Annotated in this window: 15 protein-coding genes; 2 read left to right on the top strand and 13 right to left on the bottom strand. The window is 53.0% G+C overall.

Annotation, left to right across the window (positions count from 1 at the left end):
- Window positions 1-3 precede the first annotated feature (3 nt).
- From NQU17_04350 to sufC, 13 genes are all read right to left on the bottom strand, one after another.
- Window positions 4-2184, bottom strand: a complete 2181-nt coding sequence (locus tag NQU17_04350) for an O-antigen ligase family protein (protein ID UUM12798.1) — start codon at window positions 2182-2184, stop codon at window positions 4-6.
- Complete coding sequence (locus NQU17_04345; protein UUM12797.1) at window positions 2174-3454, bottom strand: hypothetical protein; 1281 nt, start codon at window positions 3452-3454, stop codon at window positions 2174-2176. The genes NQU17_04350 and NQU17_04345 overlap by 11 nt, the downstream gene beginning before the upstream one ends.
- Before the next feature lie 204 nt (window positions 3455-3658).
- On the bottom strand, window positions 3659-4297 hold the full coding sequence (locus NQU17_04340; GenBank protein ID UUM12796.1) for a sugar transferase: 639 nt from the start codon (window positions 4295-4297) through the stop codon (window positions 3659-3661).
- Window positions 4290-5225: an NAD(P)-dependent oxidoreductase gene (locus NQU17_04335; GenBank protein UUM12795.1), complete on the bottom strand. Its 936-nt coding sequence runs from the start codon at window positions 5223-5225 to the stop codon at window positions 4290-4292. The genes NQU17_04340 and NQU17_04335 overlap by 8 nt, the downstream gene beginning before the upstream one ends.
- The gene (locus tag NQU17_04330; GenBank protein UUM12794.1) at window positions 5222-6211 is read right to left on the bottom strand and encodes a peptidoglycan bridge formation glycyltransferase FemA/FemB family protein; all 990 of its coding nucleotides are present in this window, start codon (window positions 6209-6211) and stop codon (window positions 5222-5224) included. Before NQU17_04330 ends, NQU17_04335 begins: the two co-directional genes overlap by 4 nt.
- Before the next feature lie 183 nt (window positions 6212-6394).
- Window positions 6395-7456, bottom strand: coding sequence for an LCP family protein (locus NQU17_04325; protein ID UUM12793.1), 1062 nt, complete (start codon window positions 7454-7456; stop codon window positions 6395-6397).
- A 534-nt stretch (window positions 7457-7990) separates the two neighbouring features.
- Entirely contained in the window at window positions 7991-8497 is a 507-nt protein-coding gene (locus tag NQU17_04320) for a flavin reductase family protein (GenBank protein UUM12792.1), read from the bottom strand.
- 229 nt (window positions 8498-8726) lie between these two features.
- On the bottom strand, window positions 8727-10136 hold the full coding sequence (locus NQU17_04315) for an aminoacyl-histidine dipeptidase (GenBank protein UUM12791.1): 1410 nt from the start codon (window positions 10134-10136) through the stop codon (window positions 8727-8729).
- Window positions 10137-10511: 375 nt separating this feature from the next.
- Window positions 10512-10970, bottom strand: a complete 459-nt coding sequence (locus NQU17_04310; protein UUM12790.1) for an SUF system NifU family Fe-S cluster assembly protein — start codon at window positions 10968-10970, stop codon at window positions 10512-10514.
- Window positions 10957-12177 (bottom strand): SufS family cysteine desulfurase, encoded by a 1221-nt coding sequence (locus NQU17_04305; GenBank protein ID UUM12789.1) that lies wholly within the window; start codon window positions 12175-12177, stop codon window positions 10957-10959. Before NQU17_04305 ends, NQU17_04310 begins: the two co-directional genes overlap by 14 nt.
- A complete protein-coding gene (locus tag NQU17_04300) occupies window positions 12174-13253 on the bottom strand; it encodes a SufD family Fe-S cluster assembly protein (GenBank protein ID UUM12788.1) in 1080 nt (359 codons plus the stop codon). The genes NQU17_04305 and NQU17_04300 overlap by 4 nt, the downstream gene beginning before the upstream one ends.
- Before the next feature lie 9 nt (window positions 13254-13262).
- Complete coding sequence (sufB, locus tag NQU17_04295) at window positions 13263-14672, bottom strand: Fe-S cluster assembly protein SufB (protein ID UUM12787.1); 1410 nt, start codon at window positions 14670-14672, stop codon at window positions 13263-13265.
- Window positions 14645-15424, bottom strand: a complete 780-nt coding sequence (gene sufC / locus NQU17_04290; GenBank protein UUM12786.1) for a Fe-S cluster assembly ATPase SufC — start codon at window positions 15422-15424, stop codon at window positions 14645-14647. The genes sufB and sufC overlap by 28 nt, the downstream gene beginning before the upstream one ends.
- A 293-nt stretch (window positions 15425-15717) precedes the next feature.
- Between sufC and NQU17_04285 the strand changes: the two genes are divergently transcribed.
- The gene (locus tag NQU17_04285) at window positions 15718-17091 is read left to right on the top strand and encodes an ISLre2 family transposase (protein ID UUM12785.1); all 1374 of its coding nucleotides are present in this window, start codon (window positions 15718-15720) and stop codon (window positions 17089-17091) included.
- A 188-nt stretch (window positions 17092-17279) separates the two neighbouring features.
- Window positions 17280-18089 (top strand): conjugal transfer protein TraX, encoded by an 810-nt coding sequence (locus NQU17_04280; protein UUM12784.1) that lies wholly within the window; start codon window positions 17280-17282, stop codon window positions 18087-18089.
- Window positions 18090-18655: the final 566 nt, after the last annotated feature.

Here is an 18655-nt window from a genome sequence, read left to right as displayed (position 1 = left end):
AGCTTACCTTAACGTCCTGTAGATATCCGAATTGACAATCAGACTCTTCAGGGTCTTCTCCTCTTCTGACATTCTGGCCCGATCCAGCAGTTCCGTGATCGTAATGAATTCAAATCCATTGGCCTGAAGCAAATCCAGTGTGTCTTTGTAATAGTCAAACTTGGCATAGGTGTCATTATTTTTCAGGTTCACCGGCTGCACGGAGAGATTCCTCCAATACAGGATGAGCAATGCCTCCTTCTCCTTGGCCAGTTGAATCTGGCTGGCGATATACGGCTGGCGGCGGCTCAGATTCAGATCATTGATGCTGGCGTTGAGTGAATCCAGCTTGTACAGATCATTCTGAGTCACGCTCTCATAGGTAAAGGAATCCCGTCGTCTTGATTTTAAAATCATCGCATCCGATTGTTGGCGCAGATACTGCAGCATGTCCGGGTGAATGTTTTCCACAGTGGTAGACAGAGCCAGAGCGCCGCTGCGGCCGCTGTCACTGAACTTATTCCGGCTCAGTTCCAGATACTGCTCAATGGGCGGGAAGCTGTCGAGTCGCAGCGGCCGATAGTTGAGCCCCAGATGCAAATCGGCTTCCGCCAGGCGGTCGAGTCCCTTAATTTCCTGAACCGGCATGACTTTTGGATCCACGAAGACGCTGGCGGAAAGACCGCGGCGAGCCAGTTCGGTGACCCCCAGGTGCAGGGCTTTGCCATTCATATCCTGCAGGGCAATGATGACAGTCGGCCGATCAAAGACAACCGGTTTGTACTTCTGGTTGGCAACAGCCTGATTGACCACCACTACCAGCAAACCCAGGTTGAGCACAAGTCCCAATCCGGTCAGCAGCCAGAATCCACGCCGCCCTTTCAGGAATGCCCCTCCGCGGTATTTTTCAGGTCCAACCGTTGCTGCTTCCCCTGATAATTCCGGAGGCTGATCGGTCTGCTCAGACAGCACCAGCACAAGCCCGAGCAGAGCCCAGAAAAAGCTGGAATGCCAGAAACTGTCTGAGATCAACAGCTTCGCGTTCATGGCGATCATGATCATGAGCAGGAGTCGACCACTTTGGGACTGACAGCGGATAAACTGCCGGCCAATCAGCCAGATCAGTCCTCCCAGGAAAACAAGTCCGAAAATCCCAAAACTGACCAGCAGTTCCAGGGCAATATTATGACTGTACCCCCAGCGGAAGAAGGAACCGACGAAGGGCCGGTCACCATATACCCCATACCCCAGGGGAAACTTTTGCTGAATCGCCCGGATGGCAAGATCCCAGATCTTGGTCCGGCCGTTGTCATCCGTAAAGGCGCTGCTCAGCAGCATGTCGAGATTTCTGATGCCCGTGGTAATGGTTCCACCGGTAAATCCTCGCAGCAGATTCCATCCCAGAATCAGCACAGCCATCAGGATTCCTGCCGCTGCGATCCGGACTTTCCAGGTACGATTAAGCCGGAAGAAAAAAACGAAAACCAGGAAGGTACCCACCGGCAGAATCACGCCGCGGGATCCAAACAGAAACGCGATCATCACGCCGGCGATGCCTGCCGCCCATTCGTTTCGCTTCCCGGGTTCCAGCGCACTGCCCAGAAACACCAGGGCGGCGAACATCATCTCATAGCCAAAGGACAGGTTGTACATCAATGTACTGGACTGCTGATCCTCCATAATGTAATAGTTGGCCCAGCTCCCGGTCACAACAAAGAGTCCCAGCTGAAAGAGCAGGTAAACGAAGGATATGCCGGCAGCGATCCGAAGATTCCTGAGCAGATTGTCCGGCCGGCGCACCATCAGTATGACAAAAGCACCGAACAAGCCTTTGCGCACATCGAAAGTCTTGGTAAAAATCCCATAGTTGAAATCCATCATCCATTCCATCGCCTGCTGATTAAACGTCATGGTACCCAATATCAGAACCATCACCAGCAGAACCAGCAGGATAAAGGTGCGGATTCCCTTCAGCGACCGAAGTCGCCAGGCCTCGAGCAGGGTCATGGCGTAAAGCAGCGCCAGGACACCCATTGACAGCAGGATCCCCTTAGTTTCAAGAACAGCGCTGAACAGTGAAGTGAACATCCTCTGACCAAAGAAGTAGATCATCGCCCAGTCTGCCCACTGCAGCTCTTTCAACAGCTGGAGCGCTTTGCCTGCTTGATTGCTAAAATTTAACTGTCCCAAATAATTATTTCTCATAAGATGCTAACAACCTGGCGGGGTCCATCCGCTCAACAATCATGTCCTGGCCTGTGGTATCAGTAATCACAAGGAGGTCATACACTTGCTGCAGCGTCACTGCAGCCGCCTCCAGGGTGGGTGCGGTAAAGAACACCCGGGCGATAATCTGCCCCAGAGTCCCCACCATTTTGTCCGTAATTGAATCTCCCACTGCAGATTTCAAAGTCAAGTCCAGCATCCCGGGCAATGTGCGGATTGCTTCTTCACCGGCAATGGATCCGATGGTTCCGACCCTGCCCAGAATAGTCGCGTTAAAGCCATACCCTTCTGCCGGCTGATCCAGAGCCAGAACCCGGCCTGACGGATTCATCGTTCCGCTCAGAGCGTGATGAATCATCATTTCCAGGGGATTGATCCCCATCATCTGCTCCATGAGCTTGTATTCCTGAGTTCCGGTCAGACGATACCCCAGGTCATAGACCTTCGGAACCCCCTCATGCAGGAAGCACTGGGCAAACAGCATGCCGTTCTTCAGTTCCAGATCGCGGAACAGTCGCATCAGTGCCGGAGCCGTGTGCTGGCGGAATAACTGGTCATCGCTGGCGGGCATGCTGTAAAGCAGTGGCAGCCCGATTTTCGTATCTTTGGTTCCCGACAGAAACCGGTTGGCAGTCCCCGTCAGATAGACCTCCCCATCCACAAACAGGAAAAAGGCGGTCATCTCCCGACGCTGCGTCAGATAAGGCTCGATGATTATTTTCGCCGGGTCCACCAGAAGCTGGAGTTCAGACTGGGCAGCGAGGAACTCCTCATAGTCGGCGATCACCCGAAGGCCATTGCCGCCCGATCCTTCCGCCGGTTTCAGCAGAATTGGAAAATGGGCGAATCGTTCATCGATTTGCCCCGGATCATAGGTTTCCAGCGTGGGAACCTGATATTGATTGAATAATTCCTTGTACTTCGCTTTATTGGTCAGGATCTCGAACTGTTCCCGCGTGCCGTAACAGAACAACCGGTTTCTGCTGCAGATCTCAGCATACGGAATCAGATAGGAATCGGTGAATCCTGTCAAAACCCCGTCGTAATGATGCTCCCGGATCATTCGGTCCAGCTTTTCCTCGTCCAGAATGCTGATATCGAAAGACTCCTCCGCCAGCAGTTTCACCGGGGAACGCTTCACGTCATACCAGTCCGTCACGCCAACCGCAAGATCCAACTTATGGGCTGCATCCAGTATTTCCTTCATGTTTCTGGTTCCGCCAAGCAGCAGTAATTTCTTCTTGTCCATTCATCAGACCTCATTTTCGAGTAATATACATTCGTGTCTTATGCATTCGTGTCATTTAGATCAAGTTACTTACTTCGAGTCTCTTTCTTTGAGTCTCTTACTTCGAGTCTCTTTCTTTGAGTTTCTTACTTCGAGTCTCTTTCTTTGAGTTTCTTACTTCGAGTCTCTTTCTTTGAGTCTCTTACTTCGAACCTATTATTCGAATCATTTTTTTCTAAGTAATTCAGGCCGGCGTACCGTCCGAATTTCATCCAGATCCCCGACCTTTCCCGTTCCCGAAACCACCACATCCTCCTTGCGCACCACTTTTAAAAAGGTCTGCACCAGAATTCGAAGATCATTTCGGAATGTGATGTCACGGACATACGCCAGATCATAGGCCAGTCGATCATCCCAGTTTAAGGTGTTGCGTCCGTTAATCTGGGCCAGCCCCGTGAGACCTGGACGGACCGAGTGACGCAAGGCTTCTTCCTCGCTGTAGTAGGGCAGGTACATCACAGACAGCGGTCTGGGACCGACGAAAGACATGTCGCCCTTTAAAATGCACCACAGCTCCGGCAGTTCATCCAGTGAAGACGCCCGCAGCAGCTTGCCAAAACGGGTCAGCCGCACTTTGTCCGGCAACAGCTGGCCATTGGCATCCCTGGCATCGGACATGCTGCGGAACTTGATGATTTCAAAGATCCGTTCGCCTTTACCCGGCCGGCGCTGACGGAACAGAGCCGGCGACCCAAGCTTGAAACGAACCAGAATCCAGACCACCAGAAGCACCGGGGACAGCAGGAACAGCAGCAAGGCTGAAAGAACGATATCAAACAGTCGTTTAAAGAATAAACTATACATTCAAGCCATTTCCTTTCGTACGGGACAACGAGTCGTTGTTCTGGCGCAGCTGAAACTTCACTTCATCCCGGATGATGTCTTTCAGGCTGAACTTGGCCTGCCAGCCGGTTCGCTCCATGAAATCCAGGCTGTCCAGGGAACTGTTCTCCCCATTTTCCGGAGCCGGAGCCTCGTGAATGGTGACCGTAATTCCCTCTTCGGCGCAGACTTCACCGATGGCTTTTGCGACATGGGTCAGCGGATAACTTTCCATCGAACCCACGTTGTAAGTCTGGTTCCAGAAGGCAGGATCTTCCATGCACTGTGCAATCAGAATCGCATCTGCCACATCCCGGACATGGGTATAGGAAAACAACTTACCATTCAGATTGATTGATATCTCCCCCTTGGTCAGGGCGTTTTGAACTAGCCGGGTGGTAATTCGCTGTGGGAAATTGTTTCCCACCAGGCTGGCTATGCGCAGGTGGACAAAGTCCCACCGGTTTTTCACCGCAAACTCCGAGATCCAGTGTTCCAGATAGTATTTGCCAATGTCATACAAGTTCGTTGGCCATACCAGATCTGAAACTTTGGCCGGTGCGGCGCGATGAACATCATAAAGACTCTGGCTGGATATGTGGATGATCCGGCGGACTCCCAAGGCCTGTGCCGCCTGCAGCAGCCGGACACTAAACTGAATGCTGTCTGTAATCGGCTCCGCTTCATGACTGCGGGCATAGGCCAGATGAAGCAGCGTGAAGCCGTTGAGATCGAGATTTGATTCAAGAAATGCCGTATTCGACAGAATCCTGACCGGTGCCGCGCAGCTTATTTCTTCGAGTTTCCTGACATCCGAGGTCAGCGCGATGACATCATCATCTTCCCCAAACAAGGCCAATAAATTTCTGCCCAGGAACCCGGAAGCTCCTGATATAATTACTTTTCTCATTTTTTTCCCCTGTACTTCGGAAAATAGCTCGATTCCGCCATGCCGCTTAATTCCACCATGTTCTGATATACATTCTCGTCGTGAATCTTTCTTCCGATAAAGAATCCCAGTGGTTCGCTTTTCGTGAACCGCAGCTTGAACTGCAGCAGTGGATCCTCCGGTGAGTTTGACACCCCGCCGCCGTGGTGAACCTTTGTGATTCCGTGTCGGTTGGCCCAGTCAATGGCACCATACCGCAACAGATACGCCGGACTCAGATGCAGAAATTCCCGGTAAGTCCCGGACAGATGAACCTGCATGATCTGGTCGTTAATAAAGTAAATCCCGGAAGCGATGACTTTCCCCTCATACCGGATGCTGACATTGATGATATGATCTCTCAGGTGATCGCAGATGTATTGAAAATATTCCGGAGAGAAATAATAAAAGTCTTCCGCCTCATTGCGATCCATCGTGTCATAGTAGATTTTCGAAAATTCGGTCAGGTCCGTCGGTCCTTCCAGGATCTCGATCTGTGCCCCTGATTTAAGGCCATGCCGTATGATCTTGCGGGCACTCTTGGAAAACTGATCCGTCAGCGGATCCCCCGTCCCATCCAGTTCAGTCACTACGCAGCGGCGAATCTGCTCCGGCTGGTAGTAGTCGCTGAAGGTTTTATGATTCTTCAGAATCGGGTGAAAGCGAATGAATTCAGAGACAATGTTATGCTCCTGGCAATAAGCTTCAAATTCTGAGGCATACTGATCCAGCAACCTGGTCTGATCTCCCCGCAGCTCCGTAATAATCGGCCCCCCGTATCCGTAGGGCGTCGTGATGTCAAAATAATTCTGCTCCGGATCCAATTCTGGCGGGAGATGTCGTTTTAGAAACTGATGTCGGATTACTCCGTCCGGCGTATCAAGTTCGAATACTTTGCAGGTTCCGCCCTCAATCAGCTGACACAGCTTCCCATATTGCTCTTCAAAGTATATATCCTGGAATGACATTAAAATTCCTCCGTCCTTCAACAAAAAAAAGGGACAACGTCGTGGTTAATCCCTTTGATCGATTTCAACAGGCAGCCTCACTCATTCAAAGTCTCAAGGGTGGTTTTCAATCGGCAATCATTCGTATTGATTGCAGGAACTGAGTGGTGGTCAAGATGAACCGACGGTTCATCGTTCGAAACATTAAGGCGTGCCCGGTTTGGTATTCTGTTCTGGGTTTAAAGCTTTCCCGGTGGCCGGATCCACATCCTTAAAGATAAAGGCATGAAGCTCTTCTACGGTTTTTGCCTTGTCATAAAGCAGATGCCAGCTCTTGGCGTTGACTTCAGTGGCCGTTCGTTCGGAAGGGAATCGGGTGCCATGAACCGTCATTTTGGGATCATTTGCTTTCATCGCCAGATCAAAGATCTGGAATTCATTCAGATTAGTTTCCACATGCTGACTCATGTCGGCAATAAACTTCGGCAGTTCGGTTGGATTGACCTGCTTCATTTTGCTGTAAACTGCCATGAGCACCTTACGCTGTCTGGCCGCACGGGCATAGTCCGAATCCAGATAGCGAATCCGGGAAAAAGCCAGCGCCTGGGTTCCATCCAGATTGATGGTCTGATCCTTGAGTTCCAGCAGCGGAACGGAGGTCCGATTGGACTTGTTGATCTGTTCGATGACGATATTGGTATAGCGTGCTTCAGCCTTGGTTACGGCCATCTCCACACCACCCAGGTCGTTTACAATGGTAATCAGATCTCCGAAATCAACCTGAACGTAATCCGTGACATTCATGTCAAAGTTCTGGTTGATCGTCTTCATCAGCAGGCGAATTCCGCCATAGGCATAGGAATGGTTTAATTTGTCCTTGCCGTGCCCGTCAATATTAACATAGGTGTCCCGCATCAGAGACGACATCTTAATGGTTTTATGAATATCATCCACTGACAGGATGATCATGGAATCGGATCGCTGCGGTCTTGTATTATTCACCGAAGAGTCAATCCCCACCAGCAGAATGTTGGCTACCTGATTATTATAGGAATTGATCTTTTCCACGACCTGCGAGTTAACCGCAACTTCTTCCGGGGTAATTTCTTCGCCCTGAATATTCAGCATAATCAGATTCTTGTACTGGAAGCCCATCAGGACTACGACCCCAATAATCAAAAAGAACACGATGGAAATCGCAGCCAGCAGACCCCGTCTGGTTTTCCTGTGAACAGTTATTCGGTCTTCAAATAAATCATCGTTCATACTTTCTCCGCTCATTCCCCATGCCTGGATGTGATTCTAATCATCGGCAGCTGCTGCCTGACCGTCTTCCTCCAGTCCATATGAACCGTATGGTTCACATCTCGTTCCCCGGGGTAATATTCAACTGCGGAAGATCCCCGCATAACGTTTATTTTAACAAGAATCTGCATAATTAACAAACCATCCGGTTCAGAAATAATCAGCTGATGGCTCAAAAACAGAGATAGACAGCTCCCTGAGCCATCTACCTCCATGAAATATCATTTTTTCAAGTCTTAAATCCACTTTCCCAGGTCAGTCCGCTTGATCAGTTTAAATTACGATATCAGACCATACCGCGTCGTCAGATCAAGCTCCTCAGATCAAGCTCCTCAGATCAAACTTCTCAGATCAAACTTCTCAGATCAAACTTCTCAGATCAAACTTCTCAGATCAAACTTCTCAGATCAAACCGCTTCGTCAGAGTAAGCCCTTCCTTCAGAGTATCCTGAGTATCCGGTGGATCCTGCCTTTCTGGTGGATCCTGACGGAACTCTAATCGCGCTTGTAGGCTTCGACAATTTCCCCATAATAGATGTTGTGGTAGTCTCCATCGCGATAAGATGTGCGCAGGACTTCGTCTGCCAGAATATCCGGATCGATCTTGTGCTTGTAGATAATGCGGCATTCATAGACGATGTCAGACTCCAGGACCGTGCTGGTATCGACACTTTTTGCCTTGGCCCGGGTAATAATGCCCTGCTCAAACTTGTCAATCTCGCGGCCTGAACGAGTGCCGGCAAATGCCAGTTTGTCCTTCGTGCTGGACTGGGTGGGAATGGATACCGTAAACTCCTTTGCGTTTTCAATGAGTTCAAAGGTATAGCGCGATTTGCGCACGAGAACCGTAAAAATGGGTCGACCCCATTCAAAGCCGATGTTGCCCCACGAGATGGTCATGACGTTTTCCCGTCCGTCTTTATCTTTCACAGTCAGGAATGCGCCCTGCCGGTGCAGGTATTTTAAACTGCGATCCAGGTATTTCATAAATTCGATAGCCATAAGTGACCTCCGCTGTCATCAGTAAGTTATTGGTACACAATACAAACTATTGTATCATATTCCTTCTTATCCTAACATTTCCGAATCACGGATAGGGCATCTTGTCCAAATATAAACAAAAGGTTTCAAAAAGCTTCATAATTGAAAAACGGGCTGCCAGGCAGCCCGTTTTTTTGTTGGTCCTTGATTGTCGATCATCGGGTCGTTTGAAGACCGATGACTGTGGTTCTTACAGGCTCTTCAGCAGTTCCTTCATGAACTCCCAGGTCCGCTCCACGGATTTGATGGAGAGGTGCTCGTTGGGCGTATGGACATCGGCCATATCCGGTCCGAAGCTGATCATTTCGGTATTCGGCAGCTTCTGCTTGAGCAGACCGCACTCGAGTCCGGCATGGATCGCCATGATTTCGCCGGCCTTGCCCGTGACTTTTTCATACACGGAGAGGCAGGTGTCCTTCAACTGCGAATTGGGCTCGTATTCCCACTCCGGATAATCGGAGAACGCTTCGGCTTTGGCACCCATGGCTTTCGCCAGGGTTTCCACCTTCTGTGTAACCTGCTTCTTGCGGGTGGGTGAGGAACTGCGGATGGCATGGGTGATGATCACCTGGTCATCCTTCATTTCCAGAACCCCGGAGTTCAGGGATGATTCCACCATGTTTTCCATGGTCTTCATCATGCTCTGCACGCCATCGGGCATGATCACCAGGTAGTCAACGATGGCCTGAGAGGTGGTCTCGTCCATCAGGCGGCTGACCTCGACTTCCCGGATTTCGCACTGAATCGGATCCTCCTGGAACTCACGGCCGAAAACATCCAGGCAGAAGGACTTGACCGCTGCCATGTCCAGATTCTGAGCCGTGAAGACGGCTCTGGCATCCCGCGGAATCGCGTTGTGCTTGGCTCCGCCGGAAATTTCCGACAGCGTCAGGCTGCCGATTTCCTTCAGTGCCCGGCCCAGCAGCTGAACGGCATTGCCCCGCTGCTTAATGATCTCCATGCCGGAGTGACCGCCCAGCAGACCGAAAATGCGCAGCTCATAGCCTGTTTCCTTCACTTCCCGGAAGGTCGGGCTGAACGTAACCTTGGTCACATTGCCGCCGGCGCAGCTGACAAAGAAAATGCCCTCTTCCTCGGAGTCAATGTTCAAAAGACGAGTGCCGGCCAGGTGCGCCGGATCCACTGCGGCCGCTCCGTCCATTCCGACTTCCTCATTGGTGGTGACCAGAAGCTCAATGGGCGGGTGTTCCAGATCATCCGAATCAAGCACCGCCATGCCCATGGCAACGGCAATGCCGTTGTCACCGCCCAGCGTCGTGTCCGTGGCATAGAGATGCTCGTCGATGACCCGCAGCTGAATCGGATCGGTTTCAAAATTATGAGCAGACTCCGCCGTCTTTTCACCCACCATATCCATGTGACCCTGGATGATGACCGGTGCCTTATCCTCGTACCCCTTGGTGCCGGGCTTCTTGATGATGACATTGAGCGCTTCATCCTGGATGGTTTCCAGTCCCCGCTCCTTGCCGAAGGCAACCAGCCAGTCGCTGATGGCTTTCTCATTGCCGGACGTCCGCGGAATCTTGGACATTTCCTCAAAGAAATGGAATACTTTTTCAGGTTTCAAATTTAAACTCATAAAGTTCCTCCTTGGTTTTCGTTTTCACATTCAATTATACTCTTTTCTTTTCACCAGCCCGTGAATAGACCGTGAAAGGATTGCAACATCCAGTCCACTTTTTTACAAAAGCTGTACAGGGATCCCGCCCCGTCTGACCATTCGCAAATCAGGGACGCGATTCCTTGCAGATGTGCCAATTTTCTATGATACAGCCCATTTTTTTCATTCCTCTTCCCTGCATCCCGTCAATTGACGGGCCAGATCCTGCCCGCAGGGAACCGGATCCGGCGTCTTGATAATCTTCAGGGTCCGGAGTGATCCGGTATCAGTGCATGGCAGACGACTGGTGAGCTTGGTTATAATCATCCTGCCTGCAGTATTATGCCTGCAGTATTATGCCTGCTCTTTCTCGCCCTGGCTTGCCAGGTCCTGCTTCAGCAGCTGTGCCAGGGCATGCCAGGCCAGCACGGCACATTTGACCCGGGCGGGGATGTTCTGGATGTTCTTCAGGATATAGGCATCCCCCAGTTCTTCCAGCTCCGCCTCGGGAATCGGCTCCCGCTTGATCATGCCGATGAAGCGCTGGGCGGCTTCCAGTCCCTCCTGGACGGTCCGCCCCTTCACCAGATCCGCCATCATGGAGGCGGACGCCTGGCTGATGGCGCAGCCGGCTCCGGTGTAAGCCAGATCCTCGATCCGGCCGGCCCGCAGGATCGCCTCCACCGTAATCTCATCGCCGCAACTGGGATTATGGCCATGCTCGGCATGGGTGGCACCTTCAATATGCCGCTTGTTCTCGCGATTCTGGTTATGCTCCAGAATCAGCTCCGTATACAGTTCATTCAGTTCCAAGACCCATCAGCCTCCTGATTCGTTTCAGTTCCCGCACCAGCCGGTCGCAGTCCTCTCTGGTGTTGTAGAACCAGAACGACACGCGGGTGGTGGCGGTGGTGTTGCAGTACCGCGCCAGCGGTTGGGCACAGTGGTGACCCGCCCGCACACAGATCCCCTTGCTGTCCAGGATGTGCGCCACATCATGAGCATGGACGCCATCCAGGGTAAAGGTCACGATGCCGGCCCGGTTCTTCGGGCTGCTGCCGCCGATAACGCGCACCTGCGGAATCTGAGCCAGCTGCGCCAGCAGGTATTGGGTCAGGTCGGCATCAATGGCTCCGATCCGGTCATAACCCACTTCCTTGAGATAATCAATGGCCGCCCCCAGGCTGATGACAGCCTCCGACAGCGGGGTGCCGGCTTCAAATTTATATGGCAGCGTATTGTAGGTCGTCCGCTGTTCCTCGACATACTCGATCATGTCGCCGCCCAGCAGGAAGGGCTCCATGCCCTCCAGGACCGACTCCCGGCCGTACAGCACGCCGGCTCCGGTCAGAGACATGATCTTATGGCCGGTAAACGTATAGAAGTCCACATCCAGCTCCCGGACATCCACGGCCAGGTGCGGCACCGCCTGCGAACCATCCACCAGGATGACCGCCCCGACGGCATGGGCCGCCCGGGCCAGGGCTGCCACGTCGTTGATGTGTCCGGTGACATTGGACACATGGGTCACCGCGACCATTTTCGTCCGCTGGGAAATCTTCGCCAGTTCAGCCTCGGGCAGCGACCCGTCCTCATCAATATACAGGTAGACCAGTCTGGCCCCCGTGCGCTGAGCGGCCCGCTGCCAGGGCACCAGATTGGCGTGATGCTCGGCAATGGAGATGACAATCTCATCCCCGGGCTGCAGCGTCGCCTCGGCATAGCTGCGAGCCACCAGGTTCAGCGCCTCCGTGGAGTTTTTGACAAAGATGATCTCCGAGGTAGACCGGGCACCGAGAAAGGCGCGGACCTTCTCCCGCACCCCCTCAAAGCGGGCAGTGGCTTCCTGGGAGAGCCGGTAGGCCCCCCGGTGCGGATTGGCATAGGTGGTCTCCAGATAGTCCGTGACGGCGGCAATGACCTGGCGCGGCTTCTGAGCCGTTGCGCCCGAATCCAGATAAGTCAGGGTCTGGCCGTAGTATGGGGTTTGGAAAATGGGAAAGTCATCCTTCCAGTTCAAGAATTCACCTTCTTCATCATCATCGCAATGCGGTCCAGGATCCGCTCCCGGAGCGCTTCATCCGGCATTTGGTCGATGATCGGACGGAACGCCGACTCCACGATGATGCGCTTGCTTTCCTCATGGGAGAAGCCGCGGCTCATCAGATAGAACAGCTTGTCCTCGTCGATCTGCCCGGCCGAGGCGGCATGGTTGCCGATGACATCATCCTCGCCGCACAGCAGCAGCGGGATGGCAAAGGACTTGACGTCCTTGTTGAGCAGCATCACCGTCTCCACCTCGCCGCCCTCCGACTGGGCCGAACCCCGCTTGAAGTCCAGCGTGCCCCGGAAATACTTGCGTGCCCGGTCCGTCAGCGCGCCCCGGATCTCCATGTCGCAGCGGGACTTTCGGCCCCAGTGCGACATCTGGTGCGACAGGTCGATGATGCGGCTTTCATGGCCGACATAGATGCTCTTCAGATGCCCCTGGGACTCATCGCCTGCCAGATCCGTCAGGTAATGGACAATGGTTTCCCGGGCGCCCAGCTCAATGCTGTAGTAGTTGACCGTGCCCCCCTCGGCCACTTTGGCATAGCGCTGCTCAATGTGGCGCGCCCCCGTGGGCAGATGATTGATCTTATAGAGATTCAGCACCCCGCCCGGGGCCACCCGGATCAGGTTCAGGACGCTGGCCAGGGTGGCCGCCTCATCGCCGACGTACTCCATCAGCACATTCAGCGACTCATTGGCCCGTACCTCGATGACGTTAAGCTCCAGCAGGGAATGCTCCGCGCCGGACAGGTCATAGTGGAACCGGACCATCTCCCCCGCCGCCGAGGACTGGATATAGTGGGTTACGCTCGCCTCGTTCACAATCCGGGCCAGCTCCGCTTCATTGGTCCCCGGATAGGAACCCAGCCAGTCCTCTATATGGATCTCTTCAAAGGGCCGGAGCAGCTCCTGACCGCTCACCACATGGGCACGGCTGTAGACCGCCCCATCCGGCTCCACCTCCGCCAGGCGCAGGTCATTGGCCCGGACCCAGCGGAAGGTGATCACCGGCAGTTCATTGTATTTCAGTTTTTTTGCTTCCATAAAGTCCTCCTAACCAATGGTTCCTTCCAGCTCCAGCGCAATGAGATTGTTCATCTCCACCGCGTACTCCAGAGGCAGCTCCTTGCTGATGGGCTCCACAAAGCCTCGGACAATCATGGCCTTGGCCTCCTCCTCCGAGATGCCGCGGCTCATCAGATAGAAGATGGCCTCATCCGAGATCCGGCCGATCTTGGCTTCGTGCCCCAGATCCACGTCATCGTTCTGAATGTCAATGACCGGAATCGTATCCGAGCGCGACTGGTTGTCCAGCATCAGCGACTCGCAGGTGACGGTGGACTTGCTGCCGTGGGCATTGGCGTTGATCTTGAGCAGTCCCCGGTACAAAGCGTGTCCGCCCGACTTGGAAATGGACTTGGATACCACATTGGAGGTGGTGTTGGGCGCGGCGTGGACCACCTTGGAGCCCGTATCCAGCACCTGGCCATGACTGGCGAAGGTGATGCCGGTGAACTCACATCGGGCGCCCTCGCCCTTGAGGATCGACATGGGATAGAGCATGGAAATCTTCGAGCCGAAGGATCCGGAGACCCACTCAATGGTCCCGTTCTTTTCCACCGAGGACCGCTTGGTGTTCAGATTGAACATGTTCTTGGACCAGTTTTCGATGGTGGAGTAGCGCAGCGTCGCGTCTTCCTTAACGAAGAGCTCGACGCAGCCGGCATGCAGATTGTTGACGTTGTACTTGGGCGCGCTGCAACCTTCGATGAAGTGCAGCTTCGCGCCTTTTTCCACGATGATCAGCGTGTGTTCAAACTGGCCTGCCCCCGGTGCGTTCAGCCGGAAATAGGACTGCAGCGGAATGTCAACCTGCACCCCTTCGGGCACATAGACAAAAGAGCCGCCGGACCAGACCGCCCCGTGCAGCGCCGCAAACTTATGGTCATTGGGGGGCACCAGGGTCATGAAATACTGCTTCACAATCGCTTCATGCTCCTTCAGGGCTGTTTCGATGTCCATGTAGAGCACGCCCTGACGCACCAGTTCCTCCTTCATCGAGTGATAGACCACTTCCGAGTCGTACTGCGCGCCCACTCCGGCCAGAGACTTGCGCTCCGCCTCCGGAATGCCCAGCCGTTCAAAGGTCGTCTTAATGTCCTCCGGGACATCATCCCAGCTGTGCTGCTGGCCGATCTCGGGCTTGACATAGTGCACGATATCCTCGATGTCCAGCTCCGACAGATCCGGTCCCCAGGTCGGTGCATCGATCTTGTAGAAGTGCTCCAGGGACTTGAGCCGGAACTGCAGCATCCACTCCGGTTCGTTCTTGCGGGCGGAGATATCCCGGATGATCTCCGGCGTCAGTCCCGCCTCCGATTTATATTTGTACTTGAATTCGTTCTTAATGTCATAGATGCCGCGGTCGAGGTCATCTACATAAGTTTTATTTCTTTTTTCCATTCCGTCTCCTCCTCTTCCGGCTTGTAGCGGCTGAAACCGTCCCGTTCGATCACTTCCACCAGTTCCGGTCCGCCGGTCTCGACGATGCGGCCGTCCACCAGGATGTGGACAAAATCGGGCTTCAGGTTGTTCAGAATCTTATTGTGATGGGTGATGACCAGAATGGCGTTGTCCTCCCGGAAGAACTTGCCGACGCCTTCTGACACGATCTTGACCGCGTCTACGTCCAGTCCGGAGTCCGTCTCATCCAGAATAGCCAGCTTCGGCTCCAGGATGGACATCTGCAAAATTTCATTCTTCTTCTTCTCACCGCCCGAGAAGCCGTCATTAAGATAGCGGCCGGCATAGGACGCATCCATGCCCAGTTCGTCCATCTTCTCCTTCAAGAGCTTGCGGAAAGCCAGGGCTTTCTGCGGCTCACCGCTGACGGTGCCCTTGGCGGTCCGCAGGAAGTTCTCCACGGTGATACCCTGGATTTCCAGCGGCGACTGGAAGCTCATGAAGATCCCGCGCCGAGCCCGTTCATCCACGGCTTCCTCGGTGATCTCCTCCCCGTCAAACCAGATCGATCCCTCCGTCACCTCATACCTGGGGTTCCCCATGATCGAGTTGGCCAGCGTCGACTTGCCGGCTCCGTTGGGCCCCATGACCACATGGATCTCTCCCCGGTTGATGGTAAGATTCAGACCTTTTAATATCGCTTTATCCTCGACTTGCGTTTTGAGGTTTTCAATTTTCAATAATTCTGACATAGTCTCTCCTTCTGATATTGATTATCATTTATCCATCTCTTATTGTAATTTCTTCTTCCCTCATAGTCAACCAAAGTACTCGGGATTCAGCAGAGTTCATAGTGTATTCATCATTGTCCCCCATCCCTTTCGCCAAATCAGCCCCCGACACTGTATTTTCCTGCTTCATCCGCGACCAGGAAGCCCCCCATCTTAGTGTAAAGTTACTGTAGGTCGAAAATGAAAGAGAATAAGCCCAAGTGCTAGAATGTTAGTAACAACCAAAAACAAACTACACGAAAGGACTTATTCTCATGCCTATCTTAACAGATTTCAACTCAATGTTCACCACTCTCAGACAAGGTTTTGATTCAAGAATGGCAAGCGGTACTCTCACCATGGATCAAGTGGTACAGGAGACTCACGAGCTGACGGATCGGATTGCCCGTGAGCAGATCCAGGATTATGTTCAGGTACTCGATGAGCGCCTGAGGAACTCACAGTTACGGAAAAAAGACTACACCATCGAACGGCGCTATCAAACAAAAACCATCGCTACTACAGCCGGACCTGTGGTCTTTGGCCGGACGTACTTTCGGGATAAAAAGACCAATCACCATGTGTGTCTGGTGGATCGTCTTCTGGGCCTTGAGCCCCATCAGAGAATCAGCCGGGAACTAGCCTCGTGTCTTCTCTCCAGTGCTAAAGATATTTCTTACCAGGGGACGGTGGAGCGCTATGCAAGCAGCGGAATTACCAGCCGCACTACGGTAATGAATCTGGTCCATCGACTGGGGAACATTGAGTCTTCTGAGGGACCCCTGCCTCAGAAAAAAGTGGCATCTCGGATCTATATTGAGGCCGATGAGGATCATGTAGCTATGCAGGACGGTTCCAATCAGCAGATGCGGCTGATCTACGTCCATGAGGGGCAGCAGAGTGTCGGGAAGAGACGCAAGGCCTTAATGGGTGTACGTCGATTTGCAGGCTTCTACAAGGGCAACTCGGATGAACTGTGGTACGAAGTGTTCGATTACCTGAACTCGGCTTATGAAGTGGATAAGATCGAGGAAATCTCCTTATCAGGGGATGGGGCGTCCTGGATCAAGATGGGTGCCCAGATTCTGCCTCGATGCAAGCTCTATCTGGATAAGTTCCACCTGGAAAAGGCCCTGCGCCAGGCGGCAACGCCGATTGATTCCTACAAAGGGACAAAGGATGAATATTACTGGTACCTCAAAGACGCCATCAGCATGGACTCCCTTGAGGACATCAACACATTCTTCGAATCAGCGGCGGGATTGCCGCTTAAAAAGACCCAGGAAAAGAAGTTAGGCGAGATGAAAACCTATCTTGTGTCCAACTGGGAATCGATCCAGAACGCGGCCAAGTCGGGCTATCAGGGCTGCAGTGCGGAAGGGCATGTCAGTCATGTGCTTTCCTCACGGTTATCTTCACGCCCGATGGGGTGGAGCACAGTAGGTGCTGAGAATATAGCGCGCATGCGAGTTTTCGTGCTCAATGGCGGGGATCTCATGGGCTACTTCGCTGCCAAAGAGAAAGAAAAGAAGAAGGAAGCCCGACTTGTGAGGCTGGAAAAACGGATCGTGAAGAAGAGCCGGGTCTACCCAGTAAAACAAGGTTCAATCAGCTATGCAACGCCTCATTTTGGGTGGTATAAATCGTAAAACCCGGGCTACTTGGAATCCGCACGGCAGGCCTATTCAATTTTTGAACCGAAAGTAAGTTGACACTATCGCCCCCCATGGAGAAGCTTCCCGTTCAGACTGTGATATCATGAAATCAAGACGCTGAGAAAACGAAACAGTCGAATCCCTTTCCCGATCCAAACCAATGCGAGGCAGTCGAGGTAGTTATGAAACAACAGCCCACAGAATCAAACAGAAATCATCCAGTCCCACATCCGGAACCGGTCCAGATGCTCAACGCAACTCAGCTGAAAACCCTGGCCCTGATCGCGATGCTGATTGACCATATTGCCTGGGCCTTTGTGCCCACCCAGTCCGTCCAGGGGCAGATCATGCACGCCATCGGGCGGCTCACCTTCCCCATCATGGCGTTCTTTCTCGTTGAGGGCTATTTCCACACCCGGCATTTCTGGTGCTATCTGGGACGAATGGCGGGATTTGCGCTGGCCTCCCACTTCGCCTTCCAGTATTTTCAGTTCGGCCGGATTCCTCTCCTTTCTCCCCAGCCTCAGGACACTTTCCTGACCTTCACCCAGACCGGCATTCTGTATCCCTTTACCCTGGGTCTGCTCGCCCTCTACCTGATGCTCAACTGGAAGGGGTCCGACCTGGTGAAATACAGTCTGATCCTGATCCTGATCCTGCTGGCCACCCCCGGTGACTATATGTTCTTCGGACCGGTGCTCATCCTCCTGTTCGGCCATTACTACCCGGATCGGACCGCCCAGCTCCGCAACGGATTTCTCATCATCGGCTTTCTCGTCATCATGACCCTGCAGGTGGACTGGCAGGAGAGCTTCTTCATGATCGCCACCTTCCTTCCCCTTCTTCTGCTCCGCTACTACAACGGCAGTCAGGGCGCAGCCCGCCACCCTCTGATCAAGTACGGCTTCTACCTGTTCTATCCGCTGCACCTCTTCATCCTGGGGTATCTGCGTTATGCCGTCTTCCAGCTCCCACCCCTGGCCCAGTTCTGATCCCATGGAGACGCCGGCATCCGCCTGAGCCATCCGCCTGAGCCATCCGAAGCTCCGCCCGCAACCGTCCATTGAATGACGGTTGCGGGCGGAGCTTTCCTCTTGCAAACCAGAAACCAAGTGGAACCTGCCGGCAGGGTCCTGTCTCCAGATCCGCAACTGCGCAGGCATTCAACACAAAAATCCATTGGCTTTCAAAGGAAAACAGCTTTCATTTCAGGGGTGTCCGGCTGAATTTTCAATGATGAAAAAACCTTCGAGAAGCGTTGCTGAATCGGTACTAAAATTGCGTTATTTTTGAATCAGTTACTAAAATATTGTTGTAGTCCAGTCTGTTTTTATCAGTTTTATCATTGTGATTTTGTTCGATTGTACTCATTCGATTAACCGTTTACACTGGTTTTGAACACCATTTTCTATTGACAGGAGGTATTATTTTGAAACGAAGAATCAGCCTTGCTCTGGCACTTATCTTCTCTCTTGGTCTGACTGGGTTCACGCCGGTCCGGGCCGGCGCGGAGCGTCTGGATTCAGCGATTCCACTGGAAGCCCTGAAAGCTGCGCTG

Source organism: Clostridiaceae bacterium HFYG-1003, assembly GCA_024579835.1.
GTDB lineage: Bacteria > Bacillota > Clostridia > Clostridiales > Clostridiaceae > JG1575.
This window is presented reverse-complemented; position numbering and strand designations above follow the sequence as displayed.

Excerpts from the sequence above, each read along its gene's own strand:
- NQU17_04350 (UUM12798.1), bottom strand. The coding sequence starts at position 2,184 with ATGAGAAATAATTATTTGGGACAGTTAAATTTTAGCAATCAAGCAGGC.
- NQU17_04345 (UUM12797.1), bottom strand. The coding sequence starts at position 3,454 with ATGGACAAGAAGAAATTACTGCTGCTTGGCGGAACCAGAAACATGAAG.
- NQU17_04340 (UUM12796.1), bottom strand. The coding sequence starts at position 4,297 with ATGTATAGTTTATTCTTTAAACGACTGTTTGATATCGTTCTTTCAGCC.
- NQU17_04335 (UUM12795.1), bottom strand. The coding sequence starts at position 5,225 with ATGAGAAAAGTAATTATATCAGGAGCTTCCGGGTTCCTGGGCAGAAAT.
- NQU17_04330 (UUM12794.1), bottom strand. The coding sequence starts at position 6,211 with ATGTCATTCCAGGATATATACTTTGAAGAGCAATATGGGAAGCTGTGT.
- NQU17_04325 (UUM12793.1), bottom strand. The coding sequence starts at position 7,456 with ATGAACGATGATTTATTTGAAGACCGAATAACTGTTCACAGGAAAACC.
- NQU17_04320 (UUM12792.1), bottom strand. The coding sequence starts at position 8,497 with ATGGCTATCGAATTTATGAAATACCTGGATCGCAGTTTAAAATACCTG.
- NQU17_04315 (UUM12791.1), bottom strand. The coding sequence starts at position 10,136 with ATGAGTTTAAATTTGAAACCTGAAAAAGTATTCCATTTCTTTGAGGAA.
- NQU17_04300 (UUM12788.1), bottom strand. The coding sequence starts at position 13,253 with ATGGAAGCAAAAAAACTGAAATACAATGAACTGCCGGTGATCACCTTC.
- sufB (UUM12787.1), bottom strand. The coding sequence starts at position 14,672 with ATGGAAAAAAGAAATAAAACTTATGTAGATGACCTCGACCGCGGCATC.
- sufC (UUM12786.1), bottom strand. The coding sequence starts at position 15,424 with ATGTCAGAATTATTGAAAATTGAAAACCTCAAAACGCAAGTCGAGGAT.
- NQU17_04285 (UUM12785.1), top strand. The coding sequence starts at position 15,718 with ATGCCTATCTTAACAGATTTCAACTCAATGTTCACCACTCTCAGACAA.
- NQU17_04280 (UUM12784.1), top strand. The coding sequence starts at position 17,280 with ATGAAACAACAGCCCACAGAATCAAACAGAAATCATCCAGTCCCACAT.